We start from the raw sequence: 24,063 nt of genomic DNA, 5'->3' as shown, positions 1-24,063 counted from the left end.
GGAAATTGCATGAGGCGAGGGGCGGAATCGGGCAACCGATTCCGCCCCTCGTCGTTTGTGGGCGGCACTCATCGGAAACAACAATGGCTGACAAGGTCCTGGTCTACTCGCGCTTTCCCAAGTCGATGATCGCGCGCTTCGCCGAGCGGTTCGAACTGCTCGACACGCGCGGCCAGCCTGCGCAGGAGGTGTTTTCGGCGGACGAACTCGGCTCCGTCCGCGCCTTGCTCACGGCCGGCGGATCGCCGCTCGATACGGATGCGATGGACCTGTTCCCGAAGCTCGGCGCGATCGTCTGCTACGGCACGGGCCATGACGGGGTCGACCTGGGGGCCGCGGCCGCGCGCAACATCGCTGTCGGACACAGCCCGGGCGCCAATGCGGCCTCAGTCGCGGATATTGCGATGACCCTGATGCTGGCGACGACGCGGCGGCTCATGGTCGCCGACCAATATGTCCGCAGCGGCGACTGGGCCACATCGAAGCCCTCGCCGATGATGCGCCCGCAAGCCGGCATGCCCGGCCGGCGCATCGGCGTCTATGGCATGGGCGAGATCGGCCGCAAGATCGCGGCGCGCTGCGCCGCGTTCGAGAGCGAGGTCGGCTATTTCAGCCGCAGCAAATACGATCTGCCCTATCAATATTTCCCGACCCTCGAGGCGCTGGCCGACTGGTGCAGCGTCCTGATGATCGCAGTTCGGGCAGGGGCGGCGACCCAGCACGTCGTCAACGCCGACATCCTGGGGCGCCTCGGCGCGGACGGCTATGTCGTCAACATCTCCCGCGGCTCGGTGATCGACCAGAAGGCCCTACTCGCGGCCTTGATCGACAAAACCATCGCCGGTGCCGGTCTCGACGTCTTCGAGAAGGAGCCGCACACCCCTGACGCGCTGACGGCGCTATCGAACGTGGTGTTCTCCCCGCATATCGGCGGCCACACCCTCGAATCGCAGGTCGCCATGCAGAACTGCGTGCTGGCCAACCTCACAGCGTTTTTCGAGGGCAAGCCGCTGCCTTATGCGGTCAAATCGGCCTGAATCGGCCCTTGTTGGCCCGGATCAAGCCGGGTCGGCAACGGATTGGAACTGGTGTGAATTTTGCTCTTGGCAATCCGGCAGAGAGCGGTTAAAGAACCGCTTCCGGACGTGCCGGCCCTGGCTGGCGCGTTCGTGCACGCATTCCGAAAACCGACACGCAGGAGATCATTCCTTTTCAGGACGTCCGTAAGGATTTGCCCGAAAAGGAAGGAAAATCCATCGGCCGGTGGGATGCGGGCAGGGGTCAGGCGGTTCGCCGGCTGGCCTTGTCCTGTCCAAGACTGCAGGCGCCCGCGGGAAATTTCGATTCTCAACGGCTTAATCGCATGGCCTGCATAGACGGGTGAAGACCGGATTTCACTTCGCCTTCCACCCCTGGGTGGTTGCGGAACGGGTCTGGTTCGGACCTCGACACGCCGTGGGCCTTAGCCGGCTCCCGGAGGGCAGGCTTTGAATTGTCGTCTTGCCCGGCGTGTCCGATGGGTTTTGGCCCTGAGGTCCAGGTTTGGGCGGGACGATGGGTGCAACCCGGCGGTCCCGCTTTCGCGATGACCGCCAACCGGAAAGAGCTTGCTGTGGAACGAGCGGCAAAAAAAGAGGCGGTCGAACAGCTCAATGGGGTCTTCAAGACCACGAGCGTCGCGATCGTTGCTCAATATTCCGGCCTGACCGTTGCCCAGATGCAGACCCTGCGCAAGCAGATGAAGCAGGCTGGAGCCTCGGTGAAGGTCTCGAAGAACCGTCTCGCCAAAATTGCTCTTGAAGGCACCGACGTCGTTGCCATCGGCCCCATGCTGAAGGGACCGACCGTGATCGCCACTTCGAACGATCCGGTAGCGGCGCCGAAGGTCGCCATCGAATTCGCCAAGGCGAACGAAAAGTTCGTCATCGTCGGCGGCTCGATGGGGAAGACCGTCCTGAATGTCGACGGCGTGAAGGCGCTTGCCTCGCTGCCGTCGCTTGACGAACTGCGCGGCAAGATCGTCGGCCTGCTTGTGGCCCCGGCGACCAAGCTTGCTCAGCTCGCCAACGCGCCCGCGGGCAAGCTCGCGCGCGTCATCCAGGCTCATGCCTCAAAGGGCGAAGCGGCCTGACGCCCTTCGCAAAACTCAAACCCGAACCAGACTTACACCTAAGGAAACTGAACAATGGCTGACTTGCAGAAGATCGTTGAAGACCTCTCGAGCCTCACCGTGCTCGAAGCCGCTGAACTGGCGAAGCTCCTCGAAGAGAAGTGGGGCGTTTCGGCTGCCGCGGCTGTCGCCGTGGCCGGTCCGGCTGGTGGTGGCGCTGCCGCCGCTCCGGCTGAAGAGAAGACCGAGTTCACGGTCGTTCTCGCCTCCGCCGGCGAGAAGAAGATCGAGGTCATCAAGGAAGTCCGCGCCATCACCGGTCTCGGCCTCAAGGAAGCAAAGGACCTCGTCGAGGGTGCTCCGAAGCCGCTGAAGGAAGGCGTGAACAAGGAAGAAGCCGAGAAGATCAAGGCCCAGATCGAGAAGGCTGGCGCCAAGGTTGAGCTGAAGTAACACAGGTTGCTTCAACGATATCCCGGGCTCGCGAAGCGAGATCCGGGATCTCGTCTCCAGATCGTGGATGGCCGGGTCAGGCCCGGCCATGACGATCCGAAGGGACGGGGCCAGATGCAAAAGGCGTGCGACGGATCGTCCCGACGCGGGCCACACACGAAAATGTGTGGGGATTTGAGGGTTTGACCCTCGAATCTGCACTATTGTCGCCCCATATCGGGTCGACAGCACGAAAGCGCGGTGGGCAGGGGTGCCGGGTTTCCCTGTAAGCCGTTGGGAGAGCAGGCTATTTCGGGCTTTTGCAGTCCGTGAAGACGATCGTTGTGACGGGCGGGCGTGCCTATGCGCCCCGCGCGTCGTTTTGCGTTTTGAAGGTCTGAAGAACAGATTCAGGACATGACGGCCTGAAACTGGTTTTTCGGTCCCCCAAAACGGGTTCGAAAAATTCAACCCGGGGGCGGCGGCAGCTGCGTTCCGGACGGTTCGCCCAGATCGGGCGACGAAAATGAGAGGCCACGATGGCGCAGCAGACATTCACCGGTCGCAAACGCGTTCGCAAGTTTTTCGGACACATCAAGGAAGTCGCCGAGATGCCGAACCTCATCGAGGTTCAGAAGGCGTCCTATGACCAGTTCCTGATGGTCGATGAACCCGCGGGCGGGCGCCTCGACGAGGGCCTGCAGGCTGTGTTCCGTTCCGTATTCCCGATTTCCGACTTCTCGGGAACCTCGATGCTCGAATTCGTCCGCTACGAGTTCGAGCAGCCCAAGTATGACGTCGACGAGTGCCGCCAGCGCGGCATGACCTTCGCGGCCCCGCTCAAGGTGACGCTGCGCCTCATCGTGTTCGATATCGATGAAGAAACCGGCGCGAAGTCGGTCAAGGACATCAAGGAGCAGGACGTCTACATGGGCGACATTCCGCTCATGACGATGAACGGCACCTTCATCGTGAACGGCACCGAGCGCGTCATCGTCTCGCAGATGCACCGTTCGCCGGGCGTGTTCTTCGACCACGACAAGGGCAAGACCCATTCGTCGGGCAAGCTGCTGTTCGCTGCCCGCGTGATCCCGTATCGCGGCTCCTGGCTCGACATCGAGTTCGACGCCAAGGACATCGTCTATGCGCGTATCGACCGTCGCCGCAAGATTCCGGTGACGTCGCTGATGTTCGCCCTCGGCCTCGATGGCGAGGCGATCCTGTCCACGTTCTACAAGAAGATCCTCTACAAGCGGACCAAGGAAGGCTGGCGCGTTCCGTTCGACGCCAACCGTTTCCGCGGTTACTCGACCGTCAACGACCTGATCGACGCCGACACCGGCAAGGTCGTGCTCGAAGCCGGCAAGAAGCTCACCGTCCGTGCCGCCCGCCAGCTCCAGGAAAAGGGGCTCAAGGCGCTGCGTCTGTCGGATGAAGAGCTCGTCGGCAACTACCTCGCCGAGGACCTGGTCAACCCGAAGACCGGCGAGATCCACGCCGAAGCCGGTGAGGAAATCACCGACAAGTCTCTGAAGGTGCTCAACGAGCAGGGCTACAAGGAGCTGCCGCTGCTCGACATCGACCACGTCAATGTCGGTCCCTATATCCGCAACACGCTCGCGGCCGACAAGAACATGACGCGTGAAGACGCGCTGTTCGACATCTACCGCGTGATGCGTCCGGGCGAGCCGCCGACGCTGGATTCGGCGCAGGCGATGTTCCAGTCGCTGTTCTTCGATGCCGAGCGTTACGACCTCTCCGCGGTCGGCCGCGTCAAGATGAACATGCGCCTCGACCTCGATGCGCCCGACACCCAGCGCACGCTGCGCAAGGAAGACATCCTTTGCGTCATCAAGACGCTGGTGGACCTGCGCGACGGCAAGGGCGAGATCGATGACATCGACCATCTCGGCAACCGCCGTGTGCGCTCGGTCGGCGAGCTCATGGAGAACCAGTACCGCATCGGCCTGCTCCGCATGGAGCGCGCGATCAAGGAGCGCATGTCCTCGGTCGATATCGACACGGTCATGCCGCAGGATCTGATCAACGCCAAGCCGGCGGCTGCCGCCGTGCGCGAGTTCTTCGGCTCCTCGCAGCTCTCGCAGTTCATGGACCAGACCAATCCGCTCAGCGAGATCACCCACAAGCGCCGCCTCTCGGCGCTTGGACCGGGCGGTCTGACCCGCGAGCGCGCCGGCTTCGAAGTGCGCGACGTGCACCCGACGCATTACGGCCGTATCTGCCCGATCGAGACGCCGGAAGGCCCGAACATCGGTCTGATCAACTCGCTTGCGACCTTCGCGCGCGTGAACAAGTACGGCTTCGTCGAGACGCCGTATCGCAAGGTCAAGGACGGTCGCGTCACCGACGAGGTCGTGTACCTCTCGGCGATGGAGGAAGGCCGCTATTCGGTCGCGCAGGCCAACGTGCCTGTCGACGCCAAGGGCCGCTTCACCGAGGACCTCGTGGTCTGCCGCGCCAGCGGCACCCGCGATGTCGTGCCGTTGACGCCCGACAAGGTCGACTACATGGACGTGTCGCCGAAGCAGCTCGTTTCGGTCGCCGCGGCGCTGATCCCGTTCCTCGAGAACGACGACGCCAACCGCGCGCTGATGGGCTCGAACATGCAGCGCCAGGCGGTGCCTTTGGTTCGCGCCGAGGCGCCGTTCGTCGGCACCGGCATGGAAGGCGTGGTTGCGCGTGACTCGGGTGCCGCGATCGCGGCGCGCCGTTCCGGCGTGATCGACCAGATCGACGCGACCCGCGTCGTTATCCGTGCGACGGAAGATCTCGATCCGACCAAGTCGGGCGTCGATATCTACCGTCTGATGAAGTACCAGCGCTCCAACCAGTCGACCTGCATCAACCAGCGTCCGCTGGTGAAGGTCGGCGACATCGTCAAGAAGGGCGACATCATCGCTGACGGTCCGTCGACCGATCTCGGCGAACTCGCTCTGGGGCGCAACGTGCTCGTCGCGTTCATGCCGTGGAACGGCTACAACTTCGAAGACTCGATCCTGCTCTCCGAGCGGATCGTGAAGGAAGACGTCTTCACCTCGATCCACATCGAGGAGTTCGAGGTGATGGCGCGCGACACCAAGCTCGGGCCTGAGGAAATCACCCGCGACATTCCGAACGTCTCGGAAGAAGCGCTGAAGAACCTCGACGAAGCCGGTATCGTCTACATCGGCGCGGAAGTGCGTGCGGGCGACATCCTGGTCGGCAAGATCACGCCGAAGGGCGAGAGCCCGATGACGCCGGAAGAAAAGCTGCTGCGCGCCATCTTCGGCGAAAAGGCGTCCGACGTTCGCGACACCTCGCTGCGCGTCCCCCCGGGCGTGCAGGGCACGATCGTGGAAGTCCGCGTGTTCAACCGCCACGGCGTCGACAAGGACGAGCGTGCGCTGGCGATCGAGCGGGAAGAGATCGAGCGTCTGGCCAAGGACCGCGACGACGAGCAGGCGATCCTGGACCGCAACGTCTACAACCGTCTCGCCGAGCTCCTCGAAGGGCGGCAGGGCATTGCCGGTCCCAAGGGCTTCAAGAAGGACACCAAGATCACCCGTGCGGTGCTCGAGGAGTACCCGAAGTCGCAGTGGTGGCTGTTCGCTTCGCCCAACGACAAGCTGATGGCCGAGATCGAGGCCATGCGGAAGCAGTACGACGAGTCGAAGAAGGGGCTGGAACAGCGCTTCCTCGACAAGGTCGAGAAGCTTCAGCGTGGTGACGAATTGCCGCCCGGCGTGATGAAGATGGTCAAGGTCTTCGTCGCGGTGAAGCGCAAGATCCAGCCCGGCGACAAGATGGCCGGCCGCCACGGTAACAAGGGCGTGGTGTCGAAGATCGTGCCGATCGAGGACATGCCGTTCCTCGAGGACGGCACGCATGCCGACATCGTGCTCAATCCGCTCGGCGTGCCCTCGCGCATGAACGTCGGACAGATCCTCGAGACGCATCTTGGCTGGGCTTGCGCCGGCCTCGGCAAGCGTATCGGCCAGACGGTCGATGCTTACCTGTCGAAGCAGGACATCAAGCCGCTCAAGGAAACCTTGAAGAAGGTCTACGGCGAGGACGAAACCATCAAGTCGCTCAACGACAACGAGCTGCTTGAACTCGGCCATAATCTGAGCCGCGGCGTGCCGATCGCGACGCCGGTATTCGATGGTGCCAAGGAGACCGACATCGAGGAGATGCTGAAGCTCGCGGGTCTCGACGCTTCGGGTCAGTCGACCGTCTATGACGGCCGCACTGGCGACGCCTTCGATCGCAAGGTGACGGTGGGCTACATCTACATGCTCAAGCTGCACCATCTCGTGGACGACAAGATCCACGCGCGTTCGATCGGTCCGTACTCGCTCGTCACCCAGCAGCCGCTGGGCGGCAAGGCGCAGTTCGGCGGCCAGCGTTTCGGCGAAATGGAGGTGTGGGCGCTCGAAGCTTACGGTGCGGCCTACACGCTCCAGGAAATGCTGACCGTGAAGTCGGACGACGTCGCCGGCCGTACCAAGGTGTACGAGGCGATCGTGCGTGGCGACGACACCTTCGAGGCCGGTATTCCGGAATCGTTCAACGTGCTGGTCAAGGAAATGCGCTCGCTCGGCCTCAACGTCGACCTGCACAATTCCAAGATGGGTCCGGCGCCGACGTCGGAAGCGGCCGAGTAACACGACCTTTCATGCCCGGCCATCGCGGCCGGGCATTGGCGCCCTTTCCGATGCCTTGAGGGCAGGGCGCCCCGCTCGAGTGATTTTCGAATTTGCGGCCGGAGGCGACCGGTACGCGAGGAGAAGACGATGAATCAAGAAATTATGAATCTCTTTAACCCGACGACGCCGGCTCAGGTCTTCGACCAGATCCGGATCTCGATCGCGTCCCCGGAGAAGATTCTGTCCTGGTCCTACGGCGAGATCAAGAAGCCGGAGACCATCAACTACCGCACCTTCAAGCCCGAGCGCGACGGCCTGTTCTGCGCCCGCATCTTCGGGCCGATCAAGGATTACGAGTGCTTGTGCGGCAAGTACAAGCGCATGAAGTACAAGGGCATCATCTGCGAGAAGTGCTCGGTCGAGGTCACGCTGTCGCGCGTCCGGCGCGAGCGCATGGGCCACATTGAGCTCGCGGCGCCCGTTGCCCATATCTGGTTCCTGAAGTCGCTGCCCTCGCGCATCGGCCTTCTGCTCGACATGACGCTGAAGGATCTCGAGCGGATCCTGTACTTCGAATATTACGTCGTGCTGGAGCCGGGCCTCACCGCGCTGAAGGACCGTCAGTTGCTGTCGGAAGACGAGTATCTGAAGGCGCAGGACGAGTACGGCCAGGACAGCTTCACCGCCATGATCGGCGCCGAGGCGATCCGCGAGCTGCTCAAGGGCATGGACCTCGAGAAGCTCGAGCTCAGCTTGCGTGCCGAGATGCAGGAGACCGACTCCGACATCAAGCACAAGAAGCTCGCCAAGCGCCTGAAGATCGTCGAGGCCTTCCGCCACTCCGGCAACAAGCCGGAATGGATGATCCTGACCGTCGTTCCCGTGATCCCGCCGGACCTGCGTCCGCTGGTGCCGCTGGATGGCGGCCGCTTCGCGACCTCCGACCTCAACGACCTCTATCGTCGTGTCATCAACCGCAACAATCGCTTGAAGCGGCTGATGGAGCTGCGCGCGCCCGACATCATCATCCGCAACGAGAAGCGCATGCTTCAGGAAGCGGTCGATGCGCTGTTCGACAACGGCCGCCGCGGCCGCGTCATCACGGGTGCCAACAAGCGCCCGCTGAAGTCGCTCGCCGACATGCTGAAGGGCAAGCAGGGCCGTTTCCGTCAGAACCTGCTCGGCAAGCGCGTCGACTATTCGGGCCGTTCGGTCATCGTGGTCGGTCCCGAGCTGCGCCTGCACCAGTGCGGCCTGCCGAAGAAGATGGCGCTCGAGCTGTTCAAGCCGTTCATCTATTCCCGGCTTGACGCCAAGGGCCTGTCCACCACCGTGAAGCAGGCGAAGAAGCTGGTCGAGAAGGAGCGGCCCGAGGTCTGGGACATCCTGGACGAGGTCATCCGCGAGCATCCGGTGCTGCTCAACCGCGCGCCGACGCTGCATCGTCTGGGCATCCAGGCGTTCGAGCCGGTGCTGATCGAGGGCAAGGCGATCCAGCTTCACCCGCTGGTCTGCTCGGCGTTCAACGCCGACTTCGACGGTGACCAGATGGCCGTGCACGTTCCGCTGTCGCTCGAAGCGCAGCTGGAAGCGCGCGTCCTGATGATGTCGACCAACAACATCCTGCATCCGGCGAACGGCCAGCCGATCATCGTGCCGTCGCAGGACATCGTGCTCGGTCTCTACTACGTCTCGATCATGCGCGAAGGCCTGCCCGGCGAGGGCAAGCTGTTCGGCGACATGGCCGAGCTCGAGCACGCCCTGCATGCGAAGGTCATCCACCTCCACACCAAGATCAAGTACCGGTGGGAAGGCATGGACGAGACCGGCAAGGTCTCCAAGCGCTGGATCGAGACCACCGCCGGCCGCGTCATGCTCGGCAATCTGCTGCCGAAGAACCCGCGCATCTCGTACGAGATCATCAACAAGCTGATGACCAAGCGCGAGATCTCGGGCGTCATCGACCAGGTCTATCGTCACTGCGGCCAGAAGGAGACTGTGATCTTCTGCGACCGCATCATGGCGCTCGGCTTCTACAACGCGTTCAAGGCCGGCATCTCGTTCGGCAAGGACGACATGGTCGTGCCGCACGGCAAGTGGAAGATCGTCGACACCACCCGTACGCTGGCGAAGGATTTCGAGCAGCAGTACAACGACGGTCTGATCACCCATGGCGAGAAGTACAACAAGGTCGTCGACGCCTGGTCGAAGGCCACGGAAGAAATCGCCAAGGCGATGATGAAGGAAATCTCCGCCACCAAGAAGACGGCGAGCGGAGCCGATGCCGACATCAACTCGATCTACATGATGGCTCACTCCGGTGCCCGCGGTTCGCCGGCCCAGATGCGCCAGCTCGCCGGCATGCGCGGCCTGATGGCCAAGCCGTCGGGTGAGATCATCGAGACGCCGATCATCTCGAACTTCAAGGAAGGCCTCTCGGTTCTCGAGTACTTCAACTCGACCCACGGCGCCCGCAAGGGCCTCGCGGACACCGCGTTGAAGACCGCGAACTCGGGCTACCTGACCCGTCGTCTGGTCGACGTCGCGCAGGACTGCATCATCACGCAGTCCGATTGCGGCACCAAGCTCGGCATCAAGATGCGCGCCATCGTCGATGCCGGCACCGTGGTCGCTTCGCTCGGCTCGCGCATCCTCGGACGCACGGCCTGCGAAGACATCAAGGACGCTTCGGGCAAGGTGATCATCAAGCGCGATACGCTGATGGAAGAGAGCCATCTGGAGGCCATCCAGCAGGGCGGCGTTCAGGAGGTGAAGATCCGCTCGGCGCTGACCTGCGAACTCGTCAACGGCATCTGCGGCAAGTGCTACGGCCGCGACCTCGCCCGCGGCACGCCGGTCAACCACGGCGAAGCGGTCGGCGTCATCGCGGCGCAGTCGATCGGCGAGCCGGGCACCCAGCTCACCATGCGTACCTTCCACATCGGTGGTGCGGCGCAGCTCAACGAGCAGTCGTTCGTCGAAGCCAATTTCGACGGCAAGATCGTGATCCGGAACAAGGCCATCGCCCGCAACAGCGAAGGTCACCTGATCGCGATGGTGCGCAACATGGTGGTTGCGGTGGTCGATGCCGACGGCACCGAGCGCGCAACGCATCGTGTCCAGTACGGCTCGCGTCTGCATGTCGACGACGGCGACATGGTCAAGCGCGGCCAGCGCATCGTCGAGTGGGACCCGTACACCCGTCCGCTTCTCACCGAAGTGGAAGGCACCATCGGCTTCGAGGATCTGGTCGAGGGCCAGTCGATCTCGGAAACGCTGGACGAGGCCACCGGCATCGCCAAGCGCGTGGTCATCGACTGGCGCTCGACCCGCGNGGCGGCTCGGACCTGCGTCCGGCCATCGTGGTGAAGGGCAAGGACGGCAAGGTGCTCAAGCTCGCCCGTGGCGGCGATGCCCGCTACATGCTGTCGGTCGACGCCATTCTCTCGGTCGACGTCGGGGCCAAGGTCAACCCGGGTGACATCCTTGCCCGTGTCTCGACCGAAAGCGCCAAGACGCGTGACATCACCGGCGGTCTGCCGCGGGTGGCGGAACTGTTCGAGGCACGGCGTCCGAAGGATGCGGCGATCATCGCCGAAATCGCGGGCACCATCCGGTTCGGACGCGACTACAAGAACAAGCGTCGCATCTCGATCGAGCCGATGGACAAGACCGACGAGCCGCGCGAGTACCTGATCCCGAAGGGCAAGCACATCCACCTTCAGGACGGTGACATCGTCGAGAAGGGCGACTTCATCGTTGAAGGCAACCCGGCGCCGCACGACATCCTTGCGGTCAAGGGCATCGAGGAACTGGCTGCCTATCTCGTCAACGAAATCCAGGAGGTCTACCGGCTCCAGGGCGTGCTCATCAACGACAAGCACATCGAGGTGATTGTCCGTCAGATGCTCCAGAAGGTGGAAATCACCGACCAGGGCGACACGGACATGATCTCCGGCGAGCAGGTCGACAAGATCGAGTTCGACGCGCTGAACGAGAAGGCCAAGGAAGAGGGCAAGAAGCCCGCCACGGGCACGCCGGTTCTGCTCGGCATCACCAAGGCGAGCCTGCAGACGCGCTCCTTCTTCTCGGCGGCCTCGTTCCAGGAGACCACCCGCGTCCTCACGGAAGCGGCGGTCAACGGCAAGATCGATCCGCTCGAAGGCCTCAAGGAGAACGTCATCGTCGGCCGGCTGATCCCGGCAGGCACCGGCGCCTCCATGGCCAAGATCCGCGAAGTCGCCATGAAGCGCGACAAGCTGATCCTGGACGAACGCGAGAAGCAGGCGGCCGTCGTGTCGCCGGCGCCGGAGGCCGAGCTTCCTGCGCTGCCGCCCGCGGAATAATAGCTCCTCCGTACGATTACTGAGGATAACGGAAAGGCCGGCTTTTGCCGGCCTTTTTGTTGCTTTCTCCGTCTGCTGCGATGCGGGATCAACCTTTGTTCATCTTTCCTTCAGCCTGAAAAGCGCTTCTGCTAAGGGAGCTTAGACCGGTGGTCCCGTGACGGGGGCAGGGCCGGAGACCACGGAACTCACATGCTTGATCTCGCAATCGTAGGCGGCGGCCCCGGCGGGCTGATGAGCGCCTGGTACCTGAAGCGTAAGCTCGGCGACCTCTGCCGCATCACCATCTTCGAGGCCTCCGACCGGCTCGGCGGCAAGATCGTCACGCGCAAATTCGATTCCGCGCCGGCAATGTACGAAGCCGGCGTTGCGGAGATCTACGATTACTCGATGACGGGCCCGGATCCGCTGCGCGAGCTGATCCAGCATTTCGGCCTGCAGACCATTCCGATGGACGCCGAGCAGGTGCAGTTCGGCGGCGAGCTGCTCGACGACGTCGCCGGCATGCGCCGCAAATACGGCGCCAAGACCGCAGCGGCAATCGAGGCGTTCCGCAAGCGCTGCACCGAGGTGATGTCACCGATCGAATATTACGAGGGCGTCGGTGCGCACGACAACGAGAACCCCTGGGCCTACAAGACCGCCGAACAGGTGCTCGACGAGGAGGTCGAGGACGAGACCGCAAAGCGCTTCTTCAAGGTGATGGCGCGTTCGGACATCGCGACCGAAAGCCACAACACCAACGGCCTCAACGCGCTCAAGAACTATCTGATGGATGTCGACGGCTATATCGGCCTCTACTCCATCCAGAACGGCAACGAGCAGCTGATCGAATGCCTGCAGTCCGAGGTCAACGCCGACATCCAGCTCAATCATCGCGTGCTTGCCGTCGGCAAGGCGACGACCGGGCGCTATCAGCTCAAGATGATGAACGGGAAGGGGCCGGAGACGCGCGACTTCGATCTCGTGCTGGTCTGCCTGCCGCATTCCTGGCTCTCCACGATGGGGTGGGAAGGCGAGCAGCTGCGCAAGTCGATGGTCAAGCACGTCGCTTATTTCGACCGTCCCGCGCATTATTTGCGCGTCTCGATCCTGTTCGATAGCCCGTTCTGGGGCGACATGATTCCCGGCGCCTGGTTCATGTCGGAAGCCTTTGGCGGCTGCTGCGTCTACAACGAGGGCGCGCGCCACGACGTCGGCAAGCACGGCGTGTTGAACTGGCTGATTCCCGGCTCCGATGCGCTCGCCTTCGCCAATCTGTCGGACCAGGAGCTGATCGACGCTGCGCTGAAATCGCTCCCCGCATCGCTCGGCGATGCCGGTGCGCACTTCATGGAAGGCAAGATCCACCGCTGGCTGTCCTCGGTCAATGCGATACCGGGCGGTCTACCCGTGCGCGACGTCATGACCAATCACCGGCCCGAGCCGAAGGAACATCCTGGGATCGTCGTGGTCGGCGACTATCTGTTCGATTCCACGCTGAACGGCCTGCTCGATTCCTCGGATGCCGCGACCGACATCATCCTGACCGAGATGATGCGGCTGCGCCGTGAGCGCGCGCAGGAAAAGGGCGAGCCGATCTCGGACAAGATCGATCGCGACTATTTCGAGAATTATCGCGGCCTCGGCCCCTATAGCGAGGCGTGGCGCCACTTCACCGATCCCGACTATCTGACCAGGCTGATCGGCATCGTCTGGGGCAGGGCCAAGGGCACAAAGCTCCTGGTCGCGGGCTCCGCCAGCGGCGAGCTTGTCGGCGCGCTGCGCGAGCGCGGCATCGATGCCTTCGGCATCGAGAACAACCGCGCCATCCACGCCAAGACGCCGAAGGCGCTGAAGAAGTACAACAAGCTCGGCTCGATCACCGACATGCCTTTCAAGGATGGCTCGTTCGATTTCGTGTTCGAGACCTGCCTCTGTCACATTGCCCCGAAGCAGGTGGTCCGCGCGATCCGTGAGCTCAACCGCGTGGTCAAGACCGGACTCGTGTTCGGCTCGGTCACCTCGGACATGGCCCCGGCCGTGATCGACCGCTACGACCTCCTGCGCGGGGTCAAGAAGCTCGGCACGTGGTGGGAATGGTCCGAACTGTTCTTCGGCAACGGCTTCGATCTGTCGATGCACCGCAAGGATTGCACCGATGCGCTCTGGACCGCGACGCTTGCCGCAGACAAGGGCCCGGGCCAGTGGTATGCCGACGCCGACAGCTTGCGCTATTCCTTCTTCGACAAGGTCGAGGACGAAGACGAAGACGACGACTAGCACTTCAAGGCGGAATGAATTCGCCAATTGCTTTGCCGAATTCATCCTGATCGCATAGAATCGGTGCAAGTAGCGGCTTTCCGCTATTTTCTGCTTTCTCTGCGGTCATGCCGGCCGTCAGCATCGGTTGGTTTCATGGCGTCCAGGCCCCTTTCTCCCGACAAACAGAAGCTCGCCGCGCAAGAGGCGGCCGAGCTCGACGACAAGCTCGCCTCCAGCATCAAGCCGGACCTCGAAGACGACGAGGACGACGAAGAGGAGGATGATGACGAGCTTGAGCTCGACGACGACGATGATGATGAGGATCTTGTCGTCTTTACCGCGCGCGAAGCCGCCGGTGCGCTCGCGACCATCCTGGGTTTCGTCAAGCCCTTCCTGTCCAACTACAAGCGCATCCTGGGCTATGTGGCGTTCGGCGTTCTGGTCGAGACGCTGTTCAACGTCATCATGCCGCTCAGCCTGAAGTTCCTGATCGACGACGCGCTCGGCGAGGAGGATTTCCAGGCGCTGTACAAGATCCTAGGCGTGCTCGCGGCCGCCGGCATCTTCACCTCGATCGTCGCGGTCTGGTACGAACGCTGGGACGCGCGGCTCGCCGCCTGCGTCATCTCCGATGTCCGCAAGCGCCTGTTCGAGCACGTTCAGGACCTGCCCGCCGCCTATTTCGGCCGCACCAAGCGCGGCGAGATCCTGTCGCGCTTCTCGGTCGACCTCTCGGCCTTCGAAGGCTCGGTCAAGACCTTCACCAACAGCGCCGCGCTGCCGTTCCTGGAGTTGATCGCCGGCATTATCCTGATGCTGTTCCTGAACTGGCAGCTCGCAGTCGTCGCGCTGCTGGTGTTCCCGATCACGCTGATCGGTCCACGTATCCTGACGCCGAAGGCGGTGCAGGCCAATTACGAGCAGAAGCTCAACGAAAGCGCGCTGCTCGGCATGGTGCAGGAGAACGTGGCGGCGCAGGCCGTGATCAAGGCCTTCAGCCTGCAACGCAAGATGTTCGGTTTCTTCACCTTCCGCAACGACGAGACCCGCAACAAGATTGCGGCTGCCGGGTTCCTGTCGACGATGGTGGAGCGCACCGTCACCATCTCGGTGCTGTTGCTGCACCTCGTCGTGCTCGCGATCGGCGCTTACCTGGCGACCAAGGGCCAGATCACCATCGGAACTTTCGTCACTTTCGAGAGCGCGTTCTGGGAGGTCTCCTACAACATCGCCCATGTGATGCACTTCATCCCGGTGTCGATCTCCTCGGCCGCCGCGATCCGTCATATGCAGGAGTTGCTGGACGAGCCCACCCGCGCTGCCGACCGTCCCGGCGCGCCTGATCTGCCGCGCATCACCCACGACATCACCTTCGACCACGTGACGTTCCAGTACGAGGGCGCGCAGACTCCGGTGCTGGACAATCTCAGCCTCAGGCTCAACGCCGGCAAGCGCATCGCCATTGTCGGCCCCTCGGGCTCCGGCAAGAGCACGCTGCTGAACCTGATCCTGCGGCTCTACGTGCCGGACGAGGGCCGCGTCACCATCGACGGTGTCGACGTCCGCAAAGTGACTCTGGATTCGCTGCGCCGGAGCATGGCGGTGGTGTTTCAGGAGAACATGCTGTTCAACATGTCGATCCGCGAGAACATCCGGCTCGGCAAGGAGGGCGCGACCGATGATGAGGTGGAGGAGGCGGCCAAGAAGGCCGAGATCCACCGCTACATCATGAGCCTGCCGCAGCGCTACGACACCCCGGTCGGCGAGCGCGGTGATACACTCTCAGGCGGCCAGCGCCAGCGCATTGCGATCGCGCGCGCGGTCATCCGCAATCCCTCCGTGCTGCTGCTCGACGAGGCGACCTCGGCGCTCGACCAGACCACGGAGGCCGCGATCAACCGCACGTTGCTGAAGGTCGCCAAGGGCCGCACCATGATCTGGTCGACCCATCGCCTGACGTCGGTGGTCGAGATGGACGAGATCATCGTGATTTCAGGGGGCAGGGCGATCGAGCGCGGTTCGCATGCCGAGCTGCTCGCCAAGAACGGCACCTATCGCAAGCTGTGGAACGACCAGATCCACCAGCCGCACGGCGTGGCCGCTCAGGCTGACGATGACAGCGATGACGACGAGGACGATGAGGACCTCGACGAGGACGAGGAGTGACCGAGAAAGTTCGGCTCCAGGTGGACAGCCCCTCCGAGCCGCCGCAATAATCCCTGGGTCGACCATGCCATGAAGCGCGCCCAGCGCTGCGCCGTCCAGTAGGGGCTCGTCGCAATCGAAACCGAGCGGAAGTCGAAGGCTTTCGCCGCCGACCATTCATCGCAGGCCCGCTTGACGGGATCAGCGTAGAATGCGGCGATCTTGTTCGCATCCATCCCGTCCGACGCCAGCCATTGGGGGATGTAGACGTTGCAGAGCCGCTCGACGTCCGTGAACACCCTGTCGCAGCCCGTGCCCGCAGCCGGGCAGGAGGTTGCGTAGGCATCGCCTGCCAGCACCACGCCGGGCTGATCGCTGGCATCGTTCACATAGAGATCGACCGGGCGAATCTTCACCTCGCCCATGATGTCGAAGGCGCTGGTGATGCACTTGAGCCGCGGCAGGGCTGCGTTCAAGGTCTCGGCCGGCGCGCGGCGGAATTCGTTCAGCCAGGGATCGTCGAAGCTGCGATAGACGAACAGATTGGCCCGCATCCGGGTGCCGATCGGAAACAGCGAGATGTAGGCAATACGGTCGCTCGGCCGCTCGGAGAAATAGGTCAGCGCCGGGAAGTCGAACGCGTTCCGCCCGGCCGGAGCCACATCGAACCCGATCGAGATCGAATGACAGGCGCTGACGATGTTTCTGCTGATGCCGAGCTGGTGCCGCAAGCCGACATTCAGACCGTTGGCGAGCACGACCAGGCGGGCGGAAATCGTCTCGTCATTGGCGAGCGCCACCCTCTGCCGTTCGGGGCTGGTCTCGATCGAGACCGCCTTGGTCCAGATTCGCTCGACGGTGCCGGGAATCTCGTCGCGGATCGCGTTGACCAGGGAATCATAGAGGAGGTTGAACTGGCGGCTCGGCGCCTTGTCGAGCAGATGGCCGAACCGTGCGATCCAGTTCTCGCCGGATAAAGTCGCGCGGCGCAGCACTGAGTCGGCGATTCCCGTGCGCTGGAATCGCTCGAGCTGCGCGTGACCGCTGAGTTTCTCGACACGAAAATCGGCCGGATAGGTCTCGCGCGGGTCGATCAGCACGGCTGAAGCTCCGGCACGCCCAAGCATTGCGGCGGCGGTCGAGCCGGCAAGTCCCCCACCAATGATGGCAATATCGGTGTACCGCATCGCGATTGCCTCTGCCGAAAGTGGGCAGATTGCCGCGTGAACAGAAAAAAAAGCCTTAGCGCTGGTTATAAAAGTACATTTAGCCCGGGTAAAAACTGGTCTGAGGCTGGCGGAGCAGGGGCTTCGCTCCCATATCCGGGACGCGCTGTGAGGGCGCCAAGCAGGCAATTTCTGAAGGCGCGAGAAGCGCTTTGTGACTGTCGTTTCGCCTTGACTTGAACGATTCTCACTTATAGAAAGCGCCTCACTTAACGACAGGCGGTGAGCATCGCCAACGTCGGAACGGGCTACCCGTTTGATCCCTGAGGATCGCAAAGACGGGCACCAACCTCGACGAATGCCGCTCAAACGCTGTCGATAATAGCTAGGCAATGCCAGTGCGATTTTAGGTCTTCCGAGCATGTTCTCGCGAGGCCGAATTCGGATGCATGACCTCAGTGCGCGGGCCGTCGCTTTACGCTGATCGGCCCAAAGACTGCGGTCCTCTGTGGCGTCGAAGCGCTTTCCGCTCAGCGATGGAGCGGTTGGCGCGATTTCGCTTTGTGCGGATTGTTCCCGTGCGAGGCGGCCCCGTCGGGCGGGTAGCGCGACAAGAATTTGCGGTCCCGGCAACGGGCTCGCGGCAAGACAGCGGACCCGCAAGGGGCTGCGATAACAAAGGGTAAGGCCAGGATGCCGACGATCAACCAGCTGATCGCTCAACCGCGTGAAGTGCAGAAGTCGCGCAAGAAGGTGCCAGCGCTGCAGCAGTCGCCGCAGAAGCGTGGCGTTTGCACGCGCGTCTACACCACGACCCCGAAGAAGCCGAACTCGGCGCTTCGTAAGGTCGCCAAGGTGCGTCTGACCAACGGTTTCGAGGTGATTGGCTACATCCCGGGTGAGGGCCATAACCTTCAGGAGCACTCGGTGGTCATGATCCGCGGCGGTCGCGTCAAGGACTTGCCCGGCGTGCGCTACCACATCCTCCGCGGCGTTCTGGATACCCAGGGCGTCAAGAACCGTAAGCAGCGTCGTTCGAAGTACGGCGCGAAGCGTCCGAAGTAAGCGGGAACCAGCTCAATGTCTCGTCGCCACTCAGCGGAAAAGCGCGAAGTTCTTCCCGATCCGAAGTTCGGGAACATCATCGTCACGAAGTTCATGAACTCGGTGATGTACGCCGGCAAGAAGTCGGTCGCGGAAGGCATCGTCTACGGTGCGTTCGGCATCATCGAATCCAAGACCAAGCAGAACCCGCTCGGCGTGTTCGAGCAGGCGCTCGAGAACGTCATGCCGACGATCGAGGTGCGCTCCCGCCGCGTCGGCGGCGCGACCTATCAGGTTCCGGTCGAAGTTCGCTCGACCCGCCGTCAGGCGCTGGGCATCCGCTGGCTGATTTCGGCTGCACGCGAGCGCAACGAGAAGACCATGACCGAGCGTCTCTCGGCAGAGCTGCTGGATGCATCGAACAACCGCGGGAACGCCGTCAAGAAGCGTGAAGACGTGCACCGGATGGCGGAAGCCAACCGCGCCTTCTCGCATTATCGCTGGTAACGGCGAACCAAACGGACTCGCAAGGAACACCCCATGCCCCGCCAACATGCCATCGAGGACTACCGTAACTTCGGTATTATGGCGCATATCGACGCCGGCAAGACGACGACGACCGAGCGCATCCTCTATTATACCGGCAAGAGCCACAAGATCGGCGAAGTGCACGAAGGTGCCGCGACGATGGACTGGATGGAGCAGGAGCAGGAGCGTGGCATCACGATCACCTCGGCTGCGACCACCGCGTTCTGGAACGGCAAGCGCCTGAACATCATCGACACTCCCGGCCACGTCGACTTCACCATCGAAGTCGAGCGCAGCTTGCGCGTGCTCGACGGCGCCGTCTGCGTGCTCGACTCGAACCAGGGTGTTGAGCCCCAGACCGAGACCGTCTGGCGCCAGGGCGACAAGTACAAGGTTCCGCGCATCGTCTTCGCCAACAAGATGGACAAGATCGGTGCCGACTTCTTCAAATGTCTGGCCGACATCGTCGACCGTCTGGGTGCCAAGCCCGTCGCGATCCAGCTTCCGATCGGTGCCGAGAACAACTTCAAGGGTCTCGTCGACCTCGTGAAGATGAAGGGCGTCGTCTGGAACGACGAGTCGCTCGGTGCGAAGTTCGACTATGTCGACATTCCGGAAGACCTCGTCGACCAGGCCAAGGAATACCGCGAGAAGATGGTGGAAGCCGCCGTCGAGCTCGACGACGACGCCATGGCCGCTTACCTCGACGGCAAGGAGCCGGACGAGGCCACCCTGAAGCGCCTGATCCGCAAGGCGGTGCTGACCGGCGCGTTCTATCCCGTGCTGTGCGGCTCGGCCTTCAAGAACAAGGGCGTGCAGCCGCTGCTCGACGCGGTCGTCGACTATCTGCCGTCGCCGCTCGACGTGCCCGCGATCAAGGGCACCGACGACAAGGGCAACGAGGTCGTGCGCAAGGCGGACGACAAGGAGCCGCTGGCTCTGCTCGCGTTCAAGATCATGGACGACCCGTTCGTCGGCACCATCACCTTCTGCCGCATCTACTCCGGCGTTCTGCAGAGCGGCACCGGCGTCGTGAACTCGACCCGCGAGAAGAAGGAGCGCATCGGGCGCATGCTCTTGATGCATGCGAACAACCGCGAAGACATCAAGGAAGCCTATGCCGGCGACATCGTCGCGCTGGCTGGCCTGAAGGAAGCGCGCACCGGTGACACGCTGTGCGATCCCGACAAGCAGGTGATCCTGGAGAAGATGGAATTCCCCGAGCCGGTCATCGAGATCGCGATCGAGCCGAAGTCCAAGGCCGACCAGGAGAAGCTGGGCGTGGCGCTGGCCAAGCTCGCCGCGGAGGATCCGTCCTTCCGTGTGTCGACCGACCACGAGTCCGGCCAGACCATCCTCAAGGGCATGGGCGAACTCCACCTCGACATCAAGGTCGACATCCTCAAGCGTACCTACAAGGTCGACGCCAACATCGGCGCGCCGCAGGTGGCGTTCCGCGAGCGCATCACCAAGCGCGTCGAGCACAGCTACACCCACAAGAAGCAGACTGGCGGTACCGGCCAGTTCGCGGCCGTGTCGTTCATCGTCGAGCCGAACGAGCCCGGCAAGGGCTACGAGTTCGAATCGAAGATCGTCGGCGGCGCGGTGCCGAAGGAATACATCCCCGGCGTCGAGAAGGGTCTGGAGAGCGTGCTGTCGTCCGGCGTGGTCGCGGGCTTCCCCGTGGTCGACGTCAAGGTGACGCTCGTCGACGGCAAGTATCACGACGTTGACTCGTCGGCGCTGGCCTTCGAAATCGCTTCGCGCGCCTGCTTCCGCGAAGCGCTGCAGATGGGCAAGTCCGTCCTGCTCGAGCCGATCATGAAGGTCGAAGTGGTGACCCCGGAAGACTATACCGGTTCGGTCATCGGCGACCTGAATTCCCGGCGCGGTCAGATCCAGGGCCAGGACATGCGCGGCAACGCCAACGTCATCAATGCGATGGTGCCGCTCATGAACATGTTCGGTTACGTGAACAACCTGCGCTCGATGAGCCAGGGCCGCGCGACCTTCACCATGCAGTTCGATCACTACGCAGAAGCGCCGGCTAACGTGTCGGCGGAAGTCCAAAAGAAGTTTGCCTGATTGTCGTCGGTCTAGAGCTGACGATTGAACGGAGAGTCAAATGGCCAAAGCAAAGTTTGAACGTACCAAGCCGCACTGCAACATCGGCACCATCGGTCACGTCGACCATGGCAAGACGTCGCTGACCGCGGCGATCACCAAGGTTCTCGCCGAAGCCGGCGGTGCGACGTTCACCGCGTACGACCAGATCGACAAGGCGCCGGAAGAGAAGGCGCGCGGCATCACCATCTCGACCGCGCACGTCGAGTACGAGACGCCGAACCGCCACTACGCGCACGTCGACTGCCCCGGCCACGCCGACTACGTGAAGAACATGATCACCGGCGCCGCCCAGATGGACGGTGCGATCCTGGTCGTGTCGGCTGCTGACGGCCCGATGCCGCAGACCCGCGAGCACATCCTGCTCGCCCGCCAGGTCGGCGTGCCCGCGCTCGTCGTGTTCCTCAACAAGTGCGACATGGTCGACGATCCGGAGCTGCTCGAACTCGTCGAGCTCGAGGTTCGCGAGCTGCTCTCCAAGTACGACTTCCCGGGCGACAAGATCCCGATCATCAAGGGTTCGGCTCTCGCCGCCCTCGAGGATTCGGACAAGAAGCTCGGCCACGACGCCATCCTCGAGCTGATGAAGAACGTCGACAGCTACATCCCGCAGCCGGAGCGTCCGATCGACCAGCCGTTCCTGATGCCGGTTGAAGACGTGTTCTCGATCTCGGGCCGCGGCACCGTCGTGACCGGCCGTGTCGAGCGCGGCGTCGTCAAGGTCGGCGAGGAAATCGAGATCGTCGGTCTCCGCGCCACCCAGAAGACCACCGTCACCGGCGTCGAAATGTTCCGCAAGCTGCTCGATCAGGGCCAGGCCGGCGACAACATCGGTGCGCTGCTCCGCGGTACCAAGCGTGAAGACGTCGAGCGCGGCCAGGTGCTGTGCAAGCCGGGTTCGGTCAAGCCGCACACCAAGTTCAAGGCCGAGGCTTACATCCTCACCAAGGAAGAGGGCGGTCGTCACACCCCGTTCTTCACCAACTATCGTCCGCAGTTCTACTTCCGCACCACCGACGTGACCGGTGTCGTGCATCTGCCGGAGGGTACCGAGATGGTGATGCCGGGCGACAACATTGCGATGGAAGTGCACCTGATCGTGCCGATCGCGATGGAAGAGAAGCTCCGCTTCGCGATCCGCGAAGGTGGCCGCACCGTCGGCGCCGGCGTCGTCGCCTCGATCATCGAGTAATTACGCGAATAGGGATTGGCGGGTAGCGAATGGGGACATTCGCTATTCGCTATTCGCCACCCCCCACTAAAGAGAGACCACGGCAATGAACGGCCAAAACATTCGTATCCGTCTCAAGGCGTTCGACCATCGTATCCTCGATACGTCGACCCGCGAGATCGTGAACACGGCGAAGCGCACCGGTGCGCAGGTCCGCGGACCCATTCCGCTGCCCACCCGCATCGAGAAGTTCACCGTCAACCGTTCGCCGCACGTCGACAAGAAGAGCCGCGAGCAGTTCGAGATGCGCACTCACAAGCGCCTGCTCGACATCGTCGATCCGACCCCGCAGACCGTCGATGCTTTGATGAAGCTCGACCTGGCCGCCGGTGTCGACGTCGAGATCAAGCTCTAAGATTTTGGATCACGTTCGCACCTAGCGGACAGAAAGAACAGGAAGCACGCCGATGCGCTCCGGAGTGATCGCACAAAAGGTCGGGATGACGCGGGTCTTTACAGAGGCCGGCGAACATATCCCCGTGACCGTGCTGAAGCTCGGCAATTGCCAGGTCGTAGGCCACCGCACTGAAGAGAAGAACGGTTACGTCGCGCTCCAGCTGGGTTCTGGCAGCCGCAAGACCGTGTACATGCCCAAGGCGGAGCGCGGCCAGTTCGCGGTCGCCAAGGTCGAGCCGAAGCGCCAGGTCGAGGAGTTCCGCGTCAGCGCGGACGCCATGATCCCCGTTGGCGCCGAGATCCAGGCCGATCACTTCGTCGTCGGCCAGTTCGTCGACGTCACCGGCACTTCGGTCGGTAAGGGCTTCGCCGGCGGTATGAAGCGCTGGAATTTCGGCGGTCTGCGCGCCACGCACGGTGTGTCGATCTCGCACCGTTCGATCGGTTCGACCGGTGGTCGTCAGGATCCCGGCAAGACCTGGAAGAACAAGAAGATGCCCGGCCACATGGGTGTCGACCGCATCACCACGCTGAACCTTCGCGTCGTCCAGACCGATGTCGAGCGTGGCCTGATCCTCGTCGAAGGCGCCGTTCCCGGCTCCAAGGGCGGCTGGATCCGCGTGCGCGACGCCGTCAAGAAGCCGCTGCCGAAGGAAGCTCCGAAGCCCGGCAAGTTCAAGGTTGCGGGCGGCGAAGCCGAGGCTGCGGCCCAGCAAGAGGGTGCGTGAGATGGAACTGAAGGTCACCACCCTTGAGGGTAAGGAAGCTGGCTCGGTCCAGCTGTCCGACGCCATTTTCGGCCTCGAGCCGCGACAGGACATCATTGCGCGTTGCGTGCAGTGGCAGCTCAACAAGCGCCAGGCCGGTACGCACAAGGCCAAGGGCCGCGCCGAGATCTGGCGCACCGGCAAGAAGATGTACAAGCAGAAGGGCACCGGCGGTGCTCGTCACGGCTCGGCCCGCGTGCCGCAGTTCCGCGGCGGCGGTCGTGCCTTCGGTCCGGTCGTGCGTTCGCACGCCACCGACCTGCCGAAGAAGGTCCGCGCGCTCGCTCTCAAGCATGCGCTGTCGGCCAAGGCCAAGGACGGCGATCTGCTCGTGATCGAGAAGGCCGCGCTGGAAGCCGCCAAGACCAAGGCGCTGCTCGGTCACTTCTCGGGCCTCGGCTTGACCAACGCGCTGATCATCGACGGCGCCGAGCTCAACAACGGCTTCGCCGCTGCGGCCCGCAACATCCCGAACATGGACGTGCTGCCGATCCAGGGCATCAACGTCTATGACATCCTGCGCCGTCAGAAGCTCGTTCTGACCAAGGCCGCCATCGATGCGCTGGAGGCGCGCTTCAAATGAGCAAGAACATCGAGCCTCGGCACTACGACGTGATCGTCGCCCCTGTCGTCACCGAAAAGGCGACGCTGGCGTCGGAGCACAACAAGGTCCTGTTCAAGGTGGCCGCCAAGGCGACCAAGCCGCAGATCAAGGAAGCGGTCGAGAAGCTCTTCGACGTCAAGGTCAAGAGCGTCAACACGCTGGTCCGCAAGGGCAAGGTCAAGGTCTTCCGCGGCAATCTCGGCTCGCAGTCGAACACCAAGCGCGCGATCGTGACCCTCGAAGAGGGCCACCGGATCGACGTCACCACCGGTCTGTAAGG

Annotated in this window: 15 protein-coding genes and 2 pseudogenes; 16 read left to right on the top strand and 1 reads right to left on the bottom strand. The window is 62.9% G+C overall.

Annotation, left to right across the window (positions count from 1 at the left end; translation table 11 throughout):
- The first annotated feature begins 83 nt into the window (after positions 1 to 83).
- The 8 genes and pseudogenes from AOQ71_RS10510 to AOQ71_RS10480 all read left to right on the top strand — a co-directional run bounded on the left by AOQ71_RS10510 (position 84) and on the right by AOQ71_RS10480 (position 15,944).
- Positions 84 to 1,037 carry a 2-hydroxyacid dehydrogenase gene (locus tag AOQ71_RS10510; protein ID WP_057745522.1) on the top strand — a complete coding sequence of 318 codons (954 nt, stop codon included), beginning with the start codon at positions 84 to 86 and terminating at the stop codon, positions 1,035 to 1,037.
- 575 nt (positions 1,038 to 1,612) lie between these two features.
- Positions 1,613 to 2,131, top strand: a complete 519-nt coding sequence (gene rplJ, locus AOQ71_RS10505; RefSeq protein ID WP_057745888.1) for a 50S ribosomal protein L10 — start codon at positions 1,613 to 1,615, stop codon at positions 2,129 to 2,131.
- Between the two features lie 54 nt (positions 2,132 to 2,185).
- Positions 2,186 to 2,563: a 50S ribosomal protein L7/L12 gene (rplL, locus tag AOQ71_RS10500; RefSeq protein WP_057745519.1), complete on the top strand. Its 378-nt coding sequence runs from the start codon at positions 2,186 to 2,188 to the stop codon at positions 2,561 to 2,563.
- Between the two features lie 518 nt (positions 2,564 to 3,081).
- Positions 3,082 to 7,206 carry a DNA-directed RNA polymerase subunit beta gene (rpoB, locus tag AOQ71_RS10495; protein ID WP_057745516.1) on the top strand — a complete coding sequence of 1,375 codons (4,125 nt, stop codon included), beginning with the start codon at positions 3,082 to 3,084 and terminating at the stop codon, positions 7,204 to 7,206.
- A 129-nt stretch (positions 7,207 to 7,335) separates the two neighbouring features.
- Positions 7,336 to 10,522 (top strand): annotated as a pseudogene (gene rpoC / locus AOQ71_RS10490) (DNA-directed RNA polymerase subunit beta'); the annotation flags it as partial.
- Position 10,523: 1 nt separating this feature from the next.
- Positions 10,524 to 11,534 (top strand): annotated as a pseudogene (locus AOQ71_RS47605) (DNA-directed RNA polymerase subunit beta'); the annotation flags it as partial.
- A gap of 192 nt (positions 11,535 to 11,726) precedes the next feature.
- Positions 11,727 to 13,796, top strand: coding sequence for an FAD-dependent oxidoreductase (locus AOQ71_RS10485; protein ID WP_057745513.1), 2,070 nt, complete (start codon positions 11,727 to 11,729; stop codon positions 13,794 to 13,796).
- Positions 13,797 to 13,931: 135 nt separating this feature from the next.
- Positions 13,932 to 15,944 (top strand): ABC transporter ATP-binding protein, encoded by a 2,013-nt coding sequence (locus AOQ71_RS10480; protein ID WP_057745511.1) that lies wholly within the window; start codon positions 13,932 to 13,934, stop codon positions 15,942 to 15,944.
- Here AOQ71_RS10480 and AOQ71_RS10475 read toward each other — a convergent pair.
- On the bottom strand, positions 15,881 to 17,110 hold the full coding sequence (locus tag AOQ71_RS10475) for an FAD-dependent oxidoreductase (protein WP_057745508.1): 1,230 nt from the start codon (positions 17,108 to 17,110) through the stop codon (positions 15,881 to 15,883). The genes AOQ71_RS10480 and AOQ71_RS10475 overlap by 64 nt on opposite strands.
- Positions 17,111 to 17,782: 672 nt before the next feature.
- On the opposite strand from AOQ71_RS10475, the gene rpsL reads away from it, so the two are divergent.
- From rpsL to AOQ71_RS10435, 8 genes are all read left to right on the top strand, one after another.
- Complete coding sequence (gene rpsL / locus AOQ71_RS10470) at positions 17,783 to 18,154, top strand: 30S ribosomal protein S12 (protein ID WP_007603006.1); 372 nt, start codon at positions 17,783 to 17,785, stop codon at positions 18,152 to 18,154.
- Between the two features lie 15 nt (positions 18,155 to 18,169).
- Positions 18,170 to 18,640: a 30S ribosomal protein S7 gene (rpsG, locus tag AOQ71_RS10465; RefSeq protein ID WP_008136420.1), complete on the top strand. Its 471-nt coding sequence runs from the start codon at positions 18,170 to 18,172 to the stop codon at positions 18,638 to 18,640.
- 33 nt (positions 18,641 to 18,673) lie between these two features.
- A complete protein-coding gene (gene fusA, locus AOQ71_RS10460) occupies positions 18,674 to 20,746 on the top strand; it encodes an elongation factor G (protein WP_057745506.1) in 2,073 nt (690 codons plus the stop codon).
- A gap of 40 nt (positions 20,747 to 20,786) precedes the next feature.
- Entirely contained in the window at positions 20,787 to 21,977 is a 1,191-nt protein-coding gene (gene tuf, locus AOQ71_RS10455) for an elongation factor Tu (RefSeq protein WP_057745503.1), read from the top strand.
- A gap of 85 nt (positions 21,978 to 22,062) precedes the next feature.
- Positions 22,063 to 22,371, top strand: a complete 309-nt coding sequence (gene rpsJ, locus AOQ71_RS10450) for a 30S ribosomal protein S10 (RefSeq protein WP_002712302.1) — start codon at positions 22,063 to 22,065, stop codon at positions 22,369 to 22,371.
- Between the two features lie 52 nt (positions 22,372 to 22,423).
- A complete protein-coding gene (gene rplC, locus AOQ71_RS10445) occupies positions 22,424 to 23,140 on the top strand; it encodes a 50S ribosomal protein L3 (protein ID WP_057745500.1) in 717 nt (238 codons plus the stop codon).
- 1 nt (position 23,141) lies between these two features.
- Positions 23,142 to 23,762, top strand: a complete 621-nt coding sequence (gene rplD, locus AOQ71_RS10440) for a 50S ribosomal protein L4 (protein WP_057745497.1) — start codon at positions 23,142 to 23,144, stop codon at positions 23,760 to 23,762.
- Entirely contained in the window at positions 23,759 to 24,061 is a 303-nt protein-coding gene (locus AOQ71_RS10435) for a 50S ribosomal protein L23 (RefSeq protein ID WP_057745495.1), read from the top strand. The genes rplD and AOQ71_RS10435 overlap by 4 nt, the downstream gene beginning before the upstream one ends.
- The last annotated feature ends 2 nt before the right edge of the window (positions 24,062 to 24,063 follow it).

The organism is Bradyrhizobium manausense, from assembly GCF_001440035.1.
Taxonomy (GTDB): domain Bacteria; phylum Pseudomonadota; class Alphaproteobacteria; order Rhizobiales; family Xanthobacteraceae; genus Bradyrhizobium; species Bradyrhizobium manausense.
Note: the sequence above shows the minus strand (reverse complement) of the source record. Positions and strands in the feature narration are given on the sequence as shown.

Bases quoted from the DNA above. Each gene is read 5' to 3' on its own strand.
- AOQ71_RS10510 (WP_057745522.1), top strand. From the start codon at position 84: ATGGCTGACAAGGTCCTGGTCTACTCGCGCTTTCCCAAGTCGATGATC.
- rplL (WP_057745519.1), top strand. From the start codon at position 2,186: ATGGCTGACTTGCAGAAGATCGTTGAAGACCTCTCGAGCCTCACCGTG.
- rpoB (WP_057745516.1), top strand. From the start codon at position 3,082: ATGGCGCAGCAGACATTCACCGGTCGCAAACGCGTTCGCAAGTTTTTC.
- AOQ71_RS10485 (WP_057745513.1), top strand. From the start codon at position 11,727: ATGCTTGATCTCGCAATCGTAGGCGGCGGCCCCGGCGGGCTGATGAGC.
- AOQ71_RS10480 (WP_057745511.1), top strand. From the start codon at position 13,932: ATGGCGTCCAGGCCCCTTTCTCCCGACAAACAGAAGCTCGCCGCGCAA.
- AOQ71_RS10475 (WP_057745508.1), bottom strand. From the start codon at position 17,110: ATGCGGTACACCGATATTGCCATCATTGGTGGGGGACTTGCCGGCTCG.
- rpsL (WP_007603006.1), top strand. From the start codon at position 17,783: ATGCCGACGATCAACCAGCTGATCGCTCAACCGCGTGAAGTGCAGAAG.
- rpsG (WP_008136420.1), top strand. From the start codon at position 18,170: ATGTCTCGTCGCCACTCAGCGGAAAAGCGCGAAGTTCTTCCCGATCCG.
- fusA (WP_057745506.1), top strand. From the start codon at position 18,674: ATGCCCCGCCAACATGCCATCGAGGACTACCGTAACTTCGGTATTATG.
- tuf (WP_057745503.1), top strand. From the start codon at position 20,787: ATGGCCAAAGCAAAGTTTGAACGTACCAAGCCGCACTGCAACATCGGC.
- rpsJ (WP_002712302.1), top strand. From the start codon at position 22,063: ATGAACGGCCAAAACATTCGTATCCGTCTCAAGGCGTTCGACCATCGT.
- rplC (WP_057745500.1), top strand. From the start codon at position 22,424: ATGCGCTCCGGAGTGATCGCACAAAAGGTCGGGATGACGCGGGTCTTT.
- rplD (WP_057745497.1), top strand. From the start codon at position 23,142: ATGGAACTGAAGGTCACCACCCTTGAGGGTAAGGAAGCTGGCTCGGTC.
- AOQ71_RS10435 (WP_057745495.1), top strand. From the start codon at position 23,759: ATGAGCAAGAACATCGAGCCTCGGCACTACGACGTGATCGTCGCCCCT.